The following is a 14,716-nucleotide window of genomic DNA, read 5'->3' as shown; positions in this document are numbered from 1 at the left end:
TTGGGCATCACCTTTCGCAAGGAAACGTTTCGCGACGATTTCACCTTCAACAACAGCCCGGAGCACATCAGGCGGTTTCCGTTTCCGTTCCACGAAGACGCCTACATGTACGCGGTCAACATCGAGCCGCATGTCGTCGGTCCCAAGGGCAGCGTGCTGGAAAACCTGATAGACGTCGACGAGCACTATGTCGCCGAGATGCAGGACCGCGCTTTGGTGCTGGCCGAGGATCCGCTGCGCTGCCAGTCGCTGCCGCATATGACGCTGGCCGGCTGGGACCTGCTCGAACTTTTGATGGAGCAACAGGCACTTGGCTATCCCGAGCATTTCACCCTGACCCGCGACGGCGACCGCTGGCGCTGGATCAACCGACCGCTCGGCATCGACGACACCTTCACCTTCGGCGACACCTCGACACTGCCTTACGGGCCGATGGAGTACATCACCCGCCAGAGCCAGGGCGATTTCTGCATCCTCGATCAGCGCGACGGCAATCTGTGGATGGACGCCGGCATGGTCACCACCCAGGCCGACTGGTCGCTCGATTTCGACATCGGCATGAATTTCTTCGAATGGCACGCGCCGGTGCCGCTGGCGCATGAGAAGGGGATTTTCGTCAGGGCGCTGAAGTTCCTCACCAACATCCAGCAGGGCAAGCCGGCGCGGCGTCTCAACTGGACGATGACCATCAACCCGCGCCTCGACACCAGCCCGGAGAATTACCACAAATGGGGCCCGGACCGCGCGACGGTGACGCCCGAAAATGTCGGCGACAAGGTGCATCTGCGCGTCGAACTGCAAAGCTTCTGGCGGCTGCCGCGCTCGAACGGCATCGTCTTCCCGATCCGCTGCTATCTCATCAAGATGGACGAACTGGTGACACAGCCGAAATGGGCAAGACGACTGCACCGGGTGATCCGGGATTTGCCGGAAGAGCTGGCCACCTACAAGGGCCTGACGCGGTATCGGCCGACATTGGTGGAATGGCTGTCGAAGCTGGATGATGGCAGTGCGACGTCACCGGGGTTCGGGCCGGACTAAAGATGCCCACAAAGCTGCTGATCTCCCCCCAAGAGGGGGAGATGCCCGGCAGGGCAGAGGGGGGCGCCGTAGAGTGCCGGCCCTTGCCCAATGTCCATCCCAGCGCTTCGGCGAAGCTCACGGCGCGCCGCTCAGCCCAGCCACAATCACGACATGCTGGCAGACATTGTCGATATCGCGAATGACATCGTCGTTCCAGAAGCGCAGGACCGTCCAGCCCAGAGCTTCAAACTTGGCGGTTCTTGCGGCGTCCGATTCCGACGTTTCGGCTTGGCCATGCTGGGAACCATCAAGCTCGATGATCAGCTTTTTGTCCGGGCACGCAAAATCGACGATATGGCCATCGATAGGCATCTGGCGCCGAAACTTCAGTCCCATCAGCCTGTGTGCCCTGATCTCGTTCCAAAGCTTGAGTTCGGCATCGGTCATCACCTTGCGCATCCTGCGGGCATTGCGGCGGTTGTTGGCGGAAACCAGATTATGCGTCATCGCGGTTCGCCCCCCTCTGTCCTGCCGGACATCTCCCCCTCAAGTGGGGAGATCGGATGTCACGTCGGCTTTCGCCGATCGCCGATGTTGCAAAGGGGGGGCCGTCGCGGAACTACTGATCTCCGCACGAGAGGATCAAGGGAAGATCGAACTCCTACCCCGCGCTCTGCGGATAGCAAATGATCGACAGATACCGCATCGGAAGTTTCGTCAGTTGCTCCGGCCCGTGCGGCGCGTCGGCGTCGAAGAACAGGCTGTCGCCCGGCTTCATCGGATAGAGGTTGCTGCCGTGCCGGTACACCACCTCGCCCTCCAGCATATAGAGGAATTCCATGCCCTCATGCTGGAAGGTCGGGAACACATCCGAATCCTCGGTCAGCGTAATCAGATAGGGCTCGACGACGACGCCGCTGGTGTTGGAGCCGATATGGCCGAGCAGATTGTATTGATGGCCGGCGCGGGTGCCGCGGCGTTCGACATCTAGCCCTTCGCCGGCCTTGACGAAGACGGCGCTGCGCTCTTCCTCGAATCGGCGGAAGAAGGCGGTGACGGGAACGCCGAGCGCCCTCGACAGCGCCTGCAGTGTGGTCAGCGACGGCGAGGTGATGCCGTTCTCGATCTTCGACAGCATGCCCAGCGAAATATCGGTGGCGACGGCGAGATCGGCGACGGTGATGCCGAGCTTCTTGCGGAAGGCGCGCACCTCGCGCCCGATCGCCACCTCCAGCACTTTTTCGCGGGTGTCGCGAATGGCATGCGGGTTCTGCGTCAGCGGCGCGCGGATGGTCTTCCCGTCCACGGATGCCTTCGCCGGTGGCTTTGCCCTTGTCGAAGCAGTCTTGGAGTCGGAACTTGTCTTCGCCATCTCGCCCCCGAATCCCCATGATTATTTCACTCCAGGTGAAGATATTCGGTGCCGATACAGAAACGCAACCGCGCAGCAAGCCCGTTAAGTCGAATGGTGTCCGCACCGGATTTGCGCCGTCATCCGTTTCCGGAAATCCTCTGGGGCGAAACGCGGTTTCTCCACAAGGCCTGTTGACAGCATCCAAGAGGCAATTACTGTCCTGTGAGTGAAATTTGTTTCGTAAGAGCAATTCCAAAAATCGAATGACACCGGGAGGCCTGCCATGAAAACGCGCGTTGCCGTCATTGGAGCGGGGCCATCCGGTCTGGCCCAGCTCAGGGCCTTCAAGTCGGCTGCCGACAAGGGCGCCGAGATACCCGAAATCGTCTGCTTCGAAAAGCAGTCCGACTGGGGCGGCCTGTGGAACTACACCTGGCGCACCGGCCTCGACGAGCACGGCGATCCCGTCCACGGCTCGATGTACCGCTACCTCTGGTCGAACGGACCGAAGGAGTGCCTGGAATTCGCCGACTACACGTTCGAGGAGCATTTCGGCCGCCCGATCGGATCCTACCCGCCGCGCGCGGTGCTGTGGGATTACATCAAGGGTCGCGTCGAGAAATCAGGCCTGCGCGAATGGGTACGCTTCAACAGCCCGGTGCGCATGGTGACTTTCTCCGACGAGACGAGGAAATTCACCGTCACCGCGCATGACCGCACCAACGACGTCACCTACTCCGAGGAGTTCGACAATGTCGTCGTCGCCTCAGGGCATTTTTCCGTTCCCAACGTTCCCTATTTCGAAGGCTTTTCGACATTCAACGGCCGCATCCTGCACAGCCATGATTTTCGCGACGCCATGGAGTTCAAGGGCAAGGACATACTGATCATCGGCCGCTCCTATTCTGCCGAGGACATCGGCTCGCAATGCTACAAATACGGCGCCAGATCTATCACCTCCAGCTACCGCTCCAAGCCGATGGGGTTCAAATGGCCGGAGAACTGGAAGGAAGTGCCGCTGCTGCAGAAGGTCGTCGGCAAGACGGCGCACTTCAAGGATGGCACCACCAAGGACGTCGACGCCATCATCCTGTGCACCGGCTATCTGCATTCCTTCCCGTTCCTCACGGAAGAGCTGAAGCTGAAGACCGCCAACCGCATGTGGCCGGACGGGCTCTATGAGGGCGTCGTGTGGGAGAAGAACCCGAAACTGTCCTATATCGGCATGCAGGACCAGTTCTACACTTTCAACATGTTCGACGCCCAGGCCTGGTTCGCCCGTGACGTCATCATGGGCCGCATCAAGCTGCCGTCGGGACAGGCGATGGCCGAGCACGGCGCCAAGTGGCGGGCACGCGAAGAGACGCTGGAAGACGCCGAGCAGATGATCTGGTTCCAGGGCGACTACACCAAGGAACTGATGGACCAGACCGACTATCCCGGCTTCGACGTCGAGGCGGTCAACCAGACCTTCATGGAATGGGAGCACCACAAGGCGGAAGACATTATGAGCTTTCGCGACCACGCCTACCGCTCGCTGATGACCGGCACCATGGCGCCATTGCACCATACGCCCTGGCTGCAGGCGCTGGACGACTCGATGGAAAGCTATCTCCAGGTGAAGGGCGTGGCGGCGGAATAGGTCGGCGTGATGCAAAACAATGCGCCGGCACCGGCCCAGTTTCAATTCAGAGGGTAGTCGGGAGCCGCATCGGTCTCCGTCACCTTGACCCACACCAATTCGCTATAATAGGCACCCTCCGGGCCGGTGCCGTACATAGACAGCCTGTCAGCCATCAGCAGATGTGTCATGTCGTTGAGTGCCCGGCCGGTCGGCTCCTCGGGCCAGGCGAAGACGCCGTCGGTTTTGGCGCCGAACCTCACATCGGTGCATCCGAAATCGATCTCGACCTTCCACGACAGCAACGGCCTGATATCGCTGAGCGGCGGGCGCGGCGGATCGGGCTGCTCGAAGTGATGGTCGACCGAGACTCTCGTCGGCACTGCCGGCGTGATGCCTTTGGCTTTGAAGGAGGCGATGGCGTCGTCGCCAAATCGTGCGAGCAGGCCAGCGTGCCATAACCGGTAGGTCGCGCGGAAAAAGCCGCTGACCCGGATAGATTTGCCATCGTTGTTGAAGACGTTCACAGCGGCGTAGAAACGGCGCAGTCGTGGCGCCAGCGCCCGCCAGTCGCATTCGGCCGGTGTCCCCGGCGTCGCGATGAAATCGTCAAGCAGATCGCTGCCGCGCACATTGGCGTTCAGCACCGTGCAATCCTCACCATGGATATGCCAGTGCCGCCGGAGCTCGGCTGCTGCGATGCCAGGCTTGCGCAGCTCTTCCACCGAGGCGCGAACCCGAGCAATCGCGTAGGACGTAGCCGCATCCAACGTCTCAAACCCCGAAACCACATGCTCGCCGGTTTTGGCCATGTCGAAGACGACGACAGTAAAAGGCGGTTTGCGCTGATCGGGCATTCGGCAGCAAGCTCAGGCTGGTCGAGGATGAAGCAGCTTTCCGCGCGAAAATGCGTCAAAGTCAAGAGCTGGAGCGCGGCCTGCCATTTCCAGAAGAGGCGAACTCCAGAAGAGGCGAAACCGTCTATCCGAGCCGTGCTTGAGCTTTCGCGGCTCAGGGGTCGAAGACCGACCGCGATGATGTCGATGGCAGGTTGTTGCCAGCCCGCGACAATGCCGCGACTTTGGACAGTGCGACCAACACTTCCTGGCCGAGATCGCGTGTGCCGGCCACGGGGCAGGTGATGATCATCACTTCAATCCAGCGGATAGTCGGGAGGCGCCTCCGTCTCGGTCACCTTGGCGGTTAGTATCTCGCAGTCGTTTGCCCAGTCGGGGCCATCGCCGCGCATGGCCATCATGTCGGCCATCAGCAGGAACTGCATGGTTCTGAGCGCCCAGTCGGTGGGCTCTTGCGGCCAGGCGAAGATTCCGGCGGCGTCGCCGCCGAACTTCACGTCATGGCAGACAAAACCGACCTCGACCTTCCAGGATCGCAGCGTCACGCCTGGCGGCGGGTAGGGCGGGTCGGGAAGCTCGAAGTAATTGGCGACCATGAGCTTCGTCGGCTCCGCCGGCTCGATCCCCTTGGCCTTGAAGGCGGCAATGGCGTCGTCGCCAAAGCGCTCGAGGAGGCCGTCTCGCGTCAGCCTGTAGGTCGAGCGAAAGAAGCCGCCCGCCCAGACGGATTCGTTGTTGCCGTTGGAGATCAGCAGCGAGGCGCGGAAGCGGCGCAGCCTTGGCGCGAGAACTTGCCAGTTGCATTCGGCCGGCATCGACGGCGTCGCAATGAAATCGTCGAGTAGATCGCTGCCGCGCACTCCGGCGTTCAGCACCGAACAGTCTTCGCCATAGAGGTGCCAGAGCTGGCGAAGCTCAGCAGTGGCGATGCCGGGCTTGCGCAACTCCTCCACCGAGGCGCGAACCCGCGCAATGGCGTAGGACGTCGCCGCCTCCAGCGTCTCAAACCCCGAAACTACGTGCTCCCCGTCCGGCTCGCCGGTCTTGGCCATGTCGAAGACGAGTACGGCAAAAGGCGGTTCGCCGGGATTGGACATTCAACAATTATCCTAGTCTTGCCCGCGCCTTCGCCGTCCAGGCATTGAACAGCCGGTCTGCGACGATGCCGATGAAAGCGATGGCGAGACCCGCGACAATGCCGCGTCCGGAATCGGCCTTGGACAGCGCGATGAAGACTTCCTGGCCGAGGTCGCGTGTGCCGACCATGGCGCAGATGATGATCATCGCCAGCGCCATCAGGATCGTCTGGTTGACGCCCAGCATGATTTCGGGAAGCGCCAGCGGCAATTGCACGCGAAAGAAGGTCTGGCGCGGCGTGCAGCCGGAAACCTTCGCCGCCTCGATCAGCGCCGGCGGCACTTGCCGGATGCCGTGATTGGTGTAGCGGATCGCTGGCACCACGGCGAACGCGACCGTTGCGATCATGGCGGTGACGTCGCCGACCCGGAACAGCATCACCACGGGAATGATGAAGCAGAAGGACGGCAGCACCTGCAGCGTGTCGATGATGGGCGTGACGATCTTTTCGAAGCGGTCGCTGCGGGCGGCCGCGAGACCGATCGGAATGCCGATCAGGCAGGCGATGAAGGCCGAGATGCCGCAGAGATAGACTGTGGCCATAGTCTTTTCCCAAAGGCCGGTGACGGCGCAGAAGGCGGTCAGCGCCGCGACAAGGGCGGCCAAACGCAGGCCACTGAGCTGATAGCCGGCGAGGCCGAGCAGGGCCACCGCGCCGAGCCACGGAAAGCCTTCGCAGAAGGCGCGCAGCGGGTTCAGTACATTGAGGATGAGCGCCACGCGAAACGCTTCGATCACGTCGAAGAAGTTGATCGTCACCCAGCTCACCGCCGCCTTCCACAGTGGCGCGGTGGTGAAGGTGATCTCCTTCGGCACCGCTGCGAAGGCCGGTACGAACAGGCCGAGCAGCGTCGTCACGACCAGGATGGCGATGGCCAGCGACAGATTGGGATAGCGCCGCCAAACGCTCTGGTTCGCCTGCCGTTGAACGTGGCCTTTTGCCTGCTTATGCGCGATCGCCTGGCTCAGCCGGTCGAGCGCGATTGCGAGCGCCACAATGGCGAGCCCGGCTTCCATCGCTTCGCCGACCTTCAGCGCACGCAGCGCCAGCAGCACATCATAGCCGAGGCCGCCGGCGCCGATCATCGAGGCGATGATCACCATGTTCAGCGCCAGCATGATCACCTGGTTGACGCCGATCATCAGTGTCGGCCGCGCCGACGGCAGCTGCACGCGCCACAATTTCTGCCGCGCCGTGCAGCCGGCCATCTCTGAGAAATCGTCGATCTCGGAGGGCACCCGCGACAGACCCAGCATCGTTGCCCGCACCATGGGCGGCGTGGCGAAGATGGCGGTGGCGATCATCGCCGAGACCGGGCTGTTGCCGAACAGGAGCAGCATCGGGATGAGATAGGCGAAGGTCGGGATGGTCTGCATCAAATCGAGGGCAGGGGAGATGATCAGCCGCTCGGCCCATGGCTTGCGCCACGCCCAGATGCCGGCGAACAGGCCGGTGACGATGCAGAACGGCACCGCGATGGAAATCAGTGCCAGTGTCAGCATGGCGCTGGTCCACTGGCCGAACAGCGCGGTGTAGAGGAAGCAGCCGCCGACCAGCATGCCGAGTTTTCTACCGCCCACGGCGTGCCCGGCGATGAAGGCGGCTACGCAGACGCCGATCCAGGACAGGCGCGGCAGGACATAGGCATCGGCACCGTGACCAATCTTGAAATTCTTGGCCAGCAGGTCGAGCGCGAAATCGAGGGGAACGCCGAGCACCGCGGTGATCGAGCGGGTCAGCCAGGACAAGTTCGACTTGATCCAGCGCATCAGCGCACTGACCCAGTCGGCGACCGGGATAACCGCCTCGGCCGGATAGTCGACCGCCCATGGCAGCCTCTCCTGCAGCAGGAATACCACCAGCACGGCGGCCAGCGCCAGCGCCCAGACCAGCAGCCAGCGCTGAACCGGCGGCCTCGATTGGCTGGCGCTTGCCGTGACCGTCATGCGCCAGCTCTTTGCTTGTCGATGCCGGCCAGCAGTCCGATCACGGCTTGCGGCGTCACCTCGCCGATCGGCTTGCCGCTGCCGTTGACCACCGCGAACGGTTTTCCCGAAGCGACGATGCTGGCCGAGAAGCTGGCGATCCTGGCGTCGGGCGAAACCGTGCCGCCATGTTCGGCGCCATCGCAGGCACGCATCAGGCTGCGCGCCGAAATCACCTTGGCGCGGTCGACGTCTCTAGTGAACTCGGCGACATAGTCGGTCGCCGGGTTGACAACCAGCTGTTCCGGCGTGCCGATCTGGATGACCTCGCCATCCTTCATGATGGCGATGCGGTCGGCGAGCCTGATCGCCTCGTCGAAATCATGGGTGATGAAGACGATGGTCTTGTGCAGCATGGTCTGCAGCCGCATCAGCTCGTCCTGCATCTCGCGGCGGATCAGCGGGTCGAGCGCCGAGAACGGCTCGTCGAGGAACCAGATCTCCGGCTTGGTCGCGAGGCTGCGGGCAATGCCGACGCGCTGCTGCTGGCCGCCGGAGAGTTCGCGCGGATAGAAATGCTCGCGGCCGCGTAAGCCCACGAGATCGATCACCTCCCGCGCTCTCGCTTCGCGCGTCGGTCGGTCCTGGCCCTGGATGCTCAGGGGAAAGGCAATGTTGTCGAGCACGTTAAGATGCGGCAGCAGCGCAAAATTCTGGAACACCATACCCATGCGATGACGCCGCAGTTCGATCAGCGCCGCATCGGAAATCTTGAGCAGGTCGTTGCCTTCGAATTCGACCTTGCCGTGGGTCGGCTCGACCAGCCGCGACATGCAGCGCACCAGCGTCGACTTGCCGGAGCCGGATAGCCCCATGATGATGAAGATCTCGCCCTGGCGTATTTCGAGATCGACGGCGCGCACCGCACCCACCAGTCCTGCGGCAGCGACATCGGCCATGCTGGCCTTGCCGTCACGCTCGCGGATGAAGCTGGCCGCGTTCCATCCGAACAGTTTCCAGACATTGCGGCAAGCAAGCTTTATCGGCCGCGCATCCTTTGGCGTGCCAACTGCCTGCGGTTCAGTCGCTTCCGTCATCCAATGGTCCTTCTGGAAAATGGAGATAAGACCCGGCCGCTAGGCCGGGTCCGGCTTCCAGTCAGGCGATCACTGCGCCCAGGCTTTCCAGTCGGCTTCGTGGGCAGCGATCCAGGCGGCGGCAACGTCTTCCGACGTCTTGCCGCCAAGATCGATCTCGCCGCTCATCTTGTTGAGCTCATCGGTGTCGATCGTGTAGGCCTTGGTCACCTTGTAGGCGATCGGCCATTTGTCCTTCATGCCGGACCAGGAGTATTTCCAGATCTCGCCATGCGGTTTGCCGCAATCGTATTTGGCATCCGGGTTGGTGCCCCATTTCGGGTCGGTGTAGCACTCGGGCGTATACTCCGGGAATTCGACCCACTCGCCCTTGTACTTGGCCGGCGCCCAATGCGGCGAATAGATCCACAGCATGATCGGCGCCTTGCGCTGATAGGCCGAGTCCAACTCGGCGAACATCGCCGCGTCGGTGCCGGCATGGATGACGGTGAAGGGCAGCTTCAGCGCCTCGACGCGCTCGTCGTCAAAGCCTTCCCAGGTTACCGGGCCGCCGAGATAGCGGCCCTTCGGCGCCGTCTCCGCTGTCGAGAACGCCTCGGCGCATTTCGGGTCCTTCAGCGCTTCCCAATTGGGCAGGCCGGGGCATTTCTCCTTCATATATTCGGGAAACCACCATTCCTCCTTGGCCTTCGGCCCGAGCTTGCCGAGCCGCTCGGTCTGGCCGGTGGCGTCTGAAGCCTTCATCGCCTCGCCGGCCGTCGTGTCCCAGAACTCCAGGCCGACATCGAGGTCGCCATTGGTGAGGCCGGTGGTCAGGCTGGAGAGGTAGTCGGCGGTCGGATATTCGACGGTATAGCCGAGCTTTTCGAGGATACCGCCAAGGATCTTGGCGTTGAGGTTGACGCTGGTCCAGTCGAACAGCGCGATCTTGATCGGGTCGTTGGATTCAGGTGCTGCTGCGTGGACCGGTGATGTAAGCGCACTTGCGGTGGCAAGCGCCAAGGCTCCCATTGATAGGTTCGAAATCACACTGCGAAATGACATGCTTGTTCTCCTGTCAAACCATGTGGAAATTTCTTGATCGTTCCCTTCTTGCGTCTTTTCTTGATTGTGTTGGAAAGGGGGGGTCGTTACGCAAGCTCGTTCGCACCAAGCCAGTGCCGCGGCCGCAACTTGCGCAGGCGAAATGGTTGCTCGACTTGGTGTTTATGTGATGCCGGGCGGGCCCGCGTCATGGCATCGGATGGATTGCTGCGTGAGCAATCGTCAACAGATCGATCGCCGCTCCAGCGGCGCTCTCAGACGTGCGAGCCATCAAGGTCCCATGATCTCGGCCGGCGAGCCCCGTCCTCGCCAAGGCCGTTTCATGGGATGAAATTATATATACCAACGTTCATGCGGCGCAACGGCTGATGCCCTGTGCTGCGCCGAATTTCAGACTGGTCGATTGCCAACCGCCGGAGCGGACTTCACGACATGATCAGGCCGCCATCGACATTGATGGTCTGGCCGGTGATGTAGGTGGCGTCGTTGCTGGCGAGAAAGCTCACCAGGCCGGAAACATCCTCGCCGCTGCCGGCGCGGCCCATCGGGATGTTCTTCACCCATTCGGCCATCAGCTCGCCGGGCTTGTAGTCGCCCATCAGCTTGCCCCACGCCGCGTCATTATAGGCCCACATGTCCGTGTCGATGATGCCGGGGCAGATGGCGTTGACGGTGATCTTTTCCTTGGCCACTTCCTTGGCCAGGCTCTGGGTGATGCCGACGACGCCGAACTTCGACGCCGCGTAGTGCGGTGTGTAGATGAAACCCTGCCGCGCCTGGCCCGATGCCGTGTTGATCAGCCGGCCGCCATCGCCATGCTTGCGGATGCGGGCGATCGCTTCCTGACAGCACAGGAACACGCCCTTTGTGTTGACCGCCATCACCTTGTCCCACTCGGCTTCGGTCATCGCCTCGATCCGGGCGATGGTGATGACGCCGGCATTCTGCACCGAAATGTCGACGCGGCCGAATTCCTTCTCGGCGAGGTCGTAAAGCGCGGTGACCTCATCCTTCTTGGTAACGTCCATGCGCATCGACGCGACCTTGGCGCCTTCCGCTTTCAGGCCGGCGGCGACGTCCTCGACGCGGGTATCGATGGCGCTGACCACGACCGCCGCACCTTCTTCGGCAAAGCGCTTCGCCATCGCCGCGCCGATGCCGCCGCTCGCGCCGGTGATGACCGCAGTCTTGCCTTCAAAACGCTTCTGCACTTTTCTTCTCCTACCAGCAGACAAAGCCGCCATCGACGATCAGGTCGATGCCGGTGACGTAACTCGCGGCGCGGCTGGCCAAGAACACGGTCGGCCCGACCATCTCTTCCGGCGTCGCCATGCGGCCCATTGGTGTGTCGCGCTCGAATATCTTGATCTGTTCGGCGACCTCAGGCCGTTTGTTCATCGGCGTCAGCGTGTAGCCGGGGCTCACCACATTGACGCGCAGGCCGCGATCGGCCCATTCCATGGCGAGGCTCTTCGACATATGGATAACGGCCGCCTTCGACGAATTGTAATGCGCCTGGGTCAGGCCGCGATTGACGATCGAACCCGACATGGAGGCGATGTTGATGATCGAGCCCTTGCGTCGTGAAAGCATGGCGCGCGCTTCGGCCTGGCAGGACAGGAACACGCCGCTGACATTGACGTCGTAGATTTTCTGCCACGTCTCCAGCGGCAGCGTCTCGGCCGGCTCGGCCCCGGCGATGCCGGCATTGTTGACGGCGATGGTCAACGCGCCGAGTTCGTTCTCGGTGCGCTCGATCGCTGACGCGAGATCGGCCTCCGACGTCACCGTGCCGGTCAGCACCAGCGCCTTGCGGCCAAGTGCCGAAATCTTGTGCGCCGTCTCGTCCAGCCCGCCCTTGGAGGTGTGGCCGAAACAGACGACATCGGCGCCGGCTTCGGCCAATCCAATGGCGATCGCTTGCCCGATGCCGCTGCCGGCGCCTGTTACCAGCGCTACGTCGCCGCTGAGATCGAATAGTTTCATGTTGTTCCCCCTCCTGAAATGAAGGGGCGCCAGTCTTTGCTGGCGCCCCGCGCGGTCCGGTCCTTGGGAGGATACCACCTGCTGCGCTTTGTTCCGACTCCTGTCCTCAGCTCGTGGCGAGTTCCATCACCGCGACATTGCTGGCCTCGCTGCGGCCGAGAATGCCGCGCTGGCGGCCGCGGCTCAGCACCAGCACCCGGTGCGACAGACCCAGCACCTCCTCGAGGTCGGAGCTCACCACCACCACCGCCATGCCGGAACGGGCGAGGTCGGCGATGACGTCGTAGATCGCTGCGCGCGCACCGACATCGATACCGCGCGTCGGCTCATCGAGGATGAACACCTTCGGCGGGCGTGACACCCATTTGGCGATGATCACCTTCTGCTGGTTGCCGCCGGAAAGCTTGCTGACCGCCTGGCCAGGTTTGCCCTTGACCCCGAGCCTTGCGATGCCGGCTTCGGCGAATTTCTGCACCGCTTTCGGAAACACCCAGCCCTTCGGCGCGACATGGTCGAAATTGCCGAACGCCAAATTCTCGCCGATGGTCTGGTCGAGCACGACGCCTTGCGCCTTGCGGTCTTCCGGCACCAGCACGACGCCGGCCTTGATGGCTGCCGCCGGCCCGCTGAGATGCACCGGTTTGCCGGCAACGCGCACCGAGCCCGACGAGATCGGATCGGCGCCGGCGATCGCCCGCACCAGTTCGGTGCGGCCGGCGCCGATCAACCCGGCAATGCCGAGGATCTCGCCTGCTTTGACCGAGAAGGAAACGTTGTTGAAACTTTTCTCCGGCGAAGACAGGTTGTCGACCTCGAGCAGCGTCTCCTCGCGCGGTGGCGACAGATGCGGGAACATCCGCTCGACCGAGCGGCCGACCATCTGCTCCACCACTGTGCGCACGGGAATATCGGCGCGCTCGTGGCGGGCGACGATGCGTCCGTCGCGCATCACAACCACGCGGTCGGCAATCTGCGCGATCTCGTCGAGACGATGGCTGATGTAGATGAAGGACATGCCCTCCGCCTTGAGCTTGCGGATCTGCTGGAACAAAAGCTCCGTTTCCTCGCCGCCGAGCGCTGCGGTGGGTTCGTCGAAGATCAGCAATTCGGCATTGAGCGTCAACGCCTTGGCGATCTCGACCTGTTGCTGGGCGGCGATGCGCAGTGTGCCCACCTTGCGCTCGGGCGAGACGTCGAGGCCAAGCCGCTTCAACTGCGCCGAGGCCTTGGCGTTCATCGCTGCGCGGTCGATGCGACCGCCGCGCATCGGCAGGCGCCCGACATAGACGTTTTCCGCCACCGACAGATCCGGCAGCAGCTTCAGTTCCTGATGGATCATGCCCACACCGGCATCGATTGCCGCGGCGGGCGAGGCGGGGGAATAGGGCTTCCCCCGCCAGATGATGGTGCCCGCGTCGGGCCGGGTCGAGCCGGCGATGATATTGGACACCGTCGACTTGCCGGCGCCGTTTTCGCCGAGCAGCGCCACAACCTCGCCCGGCCGCACCTCAAAGCTTGCATCGGCCAGGACCTGGACCGGTCCGTAGCTCTTGCAAAGGCCGTTGACGAAGAGCCCGTTGTGCGGGCTTTCGCTGTGGCGAGGATCAGGAGACATCGTGGCGCTCTCTTAAGCGGTGCCGGTCGTTACGGATGCTTGGCGATGAACTGCTCGACATTGTCCTTGGTGGTCAGCGTCGCATCCTGCAGCTGTTCGGCCGGAACGCTTTCGCCGGCCACCAGCTTGATCGCCGCATCGACGGCGAGCCGGCCCATGCCTTGCGTCTGCTGCGTCGCGGTGACGTCGAACACGCCGTCCTTCAGCGCCTTGAGTGCGGCCACGTCGCCATCGAAGCCGGCAACCCAGACCTTGTGGCCGGGATTGGCGACCTTGACCGCCTGTGCCGCACCCAGCGCCAGCGCATCGGCCTGGCCGATGACGATGGAGACATCGGGATGCGACTGCAGCAGGTCCTGCGTCAGCTTGAAGCCTTCGTCCTGGTGCCAGCCTTCGCTCCACAATTCGCCGACCACCTTGATATCGGGATAGGCCTTGAGCGCTTCGCCGCAGCCCTTCGAGCGATCCACTTCCGGCGTCGTGCCCTTCTGGCCGTGGATGATGATCAGTTCGCCTTTGCCGCCGGCCTGCTTGGCGATGTAGTCGCACACCGCCTGCGCCGAGGCGACGCTGTTGGTGGCGATGAAGGTGTCGCCGGGCGCGCCGTCTGCGTTGCGGTCGACATTGACCACCGGAATGCCGGCGGCCTTGGCGGTCTTGGTCGGCACGGTGGCGGCTGTGGCGCCGGCCGGAATGTAGATCAGCGCGTCGATGTTCTGCGTGATCAGATCCTGCACCTGGCTGACCTGGGTCGCTGAATCGCCCTTGGCGTCGACGGTGACGATCTCGATGCCCTTCTCCTTGCCGTAGGCTTCGACCGACTGCTTGATCTGGTTGAAGAAGTCGGCCTGCAAATTGGCCACCGCGAGGCCGAGTTTCTTGGCCTCCTTGGCCGAGGCCATGTCGGTCAGCCCGAGCATAGGAATGATGGCGGCAGCGGCAAGCAGCAATGAACGTTTGGTCAGCATGTGTTTCCTCCGTTGATAGTCAAACTGTCCCGCCAGCGCATCGCGCCCCTTGGAACATCCCAGTTTCGGATCGACCGATCCGTCTATC

14 protein-coding genes are annotated in these 14,716 nt (G+C 62.7%); 2 read left to right on the top strand and 12 right to left on the bottom strand.

Going from position 1 to position 14,716, the window contains the following annotated elements:
* Positions 1 to 1,041: a heme-dependent oxidative N-demethylase family protein gene (locus tag NLY42_RS29430; protein ID WP_023754054.1), complete on the top strand. Its 1,041-nt coding sequence runs from the start codon at positions 1 to 3 to the stop codon at positions 1,039 to 1,041.
* Between the two features lie 117 nt (positions 1,042 to 1,158).
* Here NLY42_RS29430 and NLY42_RS29425 read toward each other — a convergent pair whose 3' ends face one another.
* Complete coding sequence (locus NLY42_RS29425) at positions 1,159 to 1,530, bottom strand: endonuclease domain-containing protein (RefSeq protein WP_023701508.1); 372 nt, start codon at positions 1,528 to 1,530, stop codon at positions 1,159 to 1,161.
* A gap of 154 nt (positions 1,531 to 1,684) precedes the next feature.
* Complete coding sequence (locus NLY42_RS29420; RefSeq protein ID WP_023687066.1) at positions 1,685 to 2,395, bottom strand: helix-turn-helix domain-containing protein; 711 nt, start codon at positions 2,393 to 2,395, stop codon at positions 1,685 to 1,687.
* A gap of 265 nt (positions 2,396 to 2,660) precedes the next feature.
* Here NLY42_RS29420 and NLY42_RS29415 point away from each other — a divergent pair, with 265 nt between their 5' ends.
* Positions 2,661 to 4,019, top strand: coding sequence for a trimethylamine monooxygenase (locus tag NLY42_RS29415; RefSeq protein ID WP_023754055.1), 1,359 nt, complete (start codon positions 2,661 to 2,663; stop codon positions 4,017 to 4,019).
* A 41-nt stretch (positions 4,020 to 4,060) separates the two neighbouring features.
* Here NLY42_RS29415 and NLY42_RS29410 read toward each other — a convergent pair whose 3' ends face one another.
* The 10 genes from NLY42_RS29410 to NLY42_RS29365 form a co-directional block, all read right to left on the bottom strand.
* Entirely contained in the window at positions 4,061 to 4,855 is a 795-nt protein-coding gene (locus NLY42_RS29410) for a hypothetical protein (RefSeq protein ID WP_023754056.1), read from the bottom strand.
* Positions 4,856 to 5,009: 154 nt separating this feature from the next.
* Positions 5,010 to 5,147: a hypothetical protein gene (locus tag NLY42_RS29405; protein ID WP_023726364.1), complete on the bottom strand. Its 138-nt coding sequence runs from the start codon at positions 5,145 to 5,147 to the stop codon at positions 5,010 to 5,012.
* A gap of 4 nt (positions 5,148 to 5,151) precedes the next feature.
* Positions 5,152 to 5,952: a hypothetical protein gene (locus NLY42_RS29400; RefSeq protein WP_023726365.1), complete on the bottom strand. Its 801-nt coding sequence runs from the start codon at positions 5,950 to 5,952 to the stop codon at positions 5,152 to 5,154.
* A 7-nt stretch (positions 5,953 to 5,959) separates the two neighbouring features.
* A complete protein-coding gene (locus tag NLY42_RS29395) occupies positions 5,960 to 7,939 on the bottom strand; it encodes an ABC transporter permease (RefSeq protein ID WP_023754057.1) in 1,980 nt (659 codons plus the stop codon).
* Positions 7,936 to 9,015 (bottom strand): quaternary amine ABC transporter ATP-binding protein, encoded by a 1,080-nt coding sequence (locus tag NLY42_RS29390; protein WP_023754058.1) that lies wholly within the window; start codon positions 9,013 to 9,015, stop codon positions 7,936 to 7,938. The genes NLY42_RS29395 and NLY42_RS29390 overlap by 4 nt, the downstream gene beginning before the upstream one ends.
* 69 nt (positions 9,016 to 9,084) lie before the next feature.
* The gene (locus tag NLY42_RS29385) at positions 9,085 to 10,059 is read right to left on the bottom strand and encodes an ABC transporter substrate-binding protein (protein ID WP_286488922.1); all 975 of its coding nucleotides are present in this window, start codon (positions 10,057 to 10,059) and stop codon (positions 9,085 to 9,087) included.
* A gap of 425 nt (positions 10,060 to 10,484) precedes the next feature.
* Positions 10,485 to 11,303 carry an SDR family oxidoreductase gene (locus NLY42_RS29380; RefSeq protein WP_050588669.1) on the bottom strand — a complete coding sequence of 273 codons (819 nt, stop codon included), beginning with the start codon at positions 11,301 to 11,303 and terminating at the stop codon, positions 10,485 to 10,487.
* Entirely contained in the window at positions 11,281 to 12,045 is a 765-nt protein-coding gene (locus NLY42_RS29375; RefSeq protein WP_023754060.1) for an SDR family oxidoreductase, read from the bottom strand. Before NLY42_RS29375 ends, NLY42_RS29380 begins: the two co-directional genes overlap by 23 nt.
* Positions 12,046 to 12,151: 106 nt before the next feature.
* Positions 12,152 to 13,660, bottom strand: a complete 1,509-nt coding sequence (locus NLY42_RS29370) for a sugar ABC transporter ATP-binding protein (RefSeq protein WP_023696615.1) — start codon at positions 13,658 to 13,660, stop codon at positions 12,152 to 12,154.
* A gap of 29 nt (positions 13,661 to 13,689) precedes the next feature.
* Positions 13,690 to 14,628, bottom strand: a complete 939-nt coding sequence (locus NLY42_RS29365; protein ID WP_023668529.1) for a sugar ABC transporter substrate-binding protein — start codon at positions 14,626 to 14,628, stop codon at positions 13,690 to 13,692.
* Between the last annotated feature and the right edge of the window lie 88 nt (positions 14,629 to 14,716).

It is taken from the genome of Mesorhizobium sp. C372A, assembly GCF_030323245.1.
In the GTDB taxonomy this organism is placed as follows: domain Bacteria; phylum Pseudomonadota; class Alphaproteobacteria; order Rhizobiales; family Rhizobiaceae; genus Mesorhizobium.
This window is presented reverse-complemented; position numbering and strand designations above follow the sequence as displayed.

Coding starts and splice junctions, on each gene's coding strand:
- NLY42_RS29425 (WP_023701508.1), bottom strand. CDS start 1,530: ATGACGCATAATCTGGTTTCCGCCAACAACCGCCGCAATGCCCGCAGG.
- NLY42_RS29420 (WP_023687066.1), bottom strand. CDS start 2,395: ATGGCGAAGACAAGTTCCGACTCCAAGACTGCTTCGACAAGGGCAAAG.
- NLY42_RS29415 (WP_023754055.1), top strand. CDS start 2,661: ATGAAAACGCGCGTTGCCGTCATTGGAGCGGGGCCATCCGGTCTGGCC.
- NLY42_RS29410 (WP_023754056.1), bottom strand. CDS start 4,855: ATGCCCGATCAGCGCAAACCGCCTTTTACTGTCGTCGTCTTCGACATG.
- NLY42_RS29405 (WP_023726364.1), bottom strand. CDS start 5,147: ATGATCATCACCTGCCCCGTGGCCGGCACACGCGATCTCGGCCAGGAA.
- NLY42_RS29400 (WP_023726365.1), bottom strand. CDS start 5,952: ATGTCCAATCCCGGCGAACCGCCTTTTGCCGTACTCGTCTTCGACATG.
- NLY42_RS29395 (WP_023754057.1), bottom strand. CDS start 7,939: ATGACGGTCACGGCAAGCGCCAGCCAATCGAGGCCGCCGGTTCAGCGC.
- NLY42_RS29390 (WP_023754058.1), bottom strand. CDS start 9,015: ATGACGGAAGCGACTGAACCGCAGGCAGTTGGCACGCCAAAGGATGCG.
- NLY42_RS29385 (WP_286488922.1), bottom strand. CDS start 10,059: ATGTCATTTCGCAGTGTGATTTCGAACCTATCAATGGGAGCCTTGGCG.
- NLY42_RS29380 (WP_050588669.1), bottom strand. CDS start 11,303: ATGGCGGCTTTGTCTGCTGGTAGGAGAAGAAAAGTGCAGAAGCGTTTT.
- NLY42_RS29375 (WP_023754060.1), bottom strand. CDS start 12,045: ATGAAACTATTCGATCTCAGCGGCGACGTAGCGCTGGTAACAGGCGCC.
- NLY42_RS29370 (WP_023696615.1), bottom strand. CDS start 13,660: ATGTCTCCTGATCCTCGCCACAGCGAAAGCCCGCACAACGGGCTCTTC.
- NLY42_RS29365 (WP_023668529.1), bottom strand. CDS start 14,628: ATGCTGACCAAACGTTCATTGCTGCTTGCCGCTGCCGCCATCATTCCT.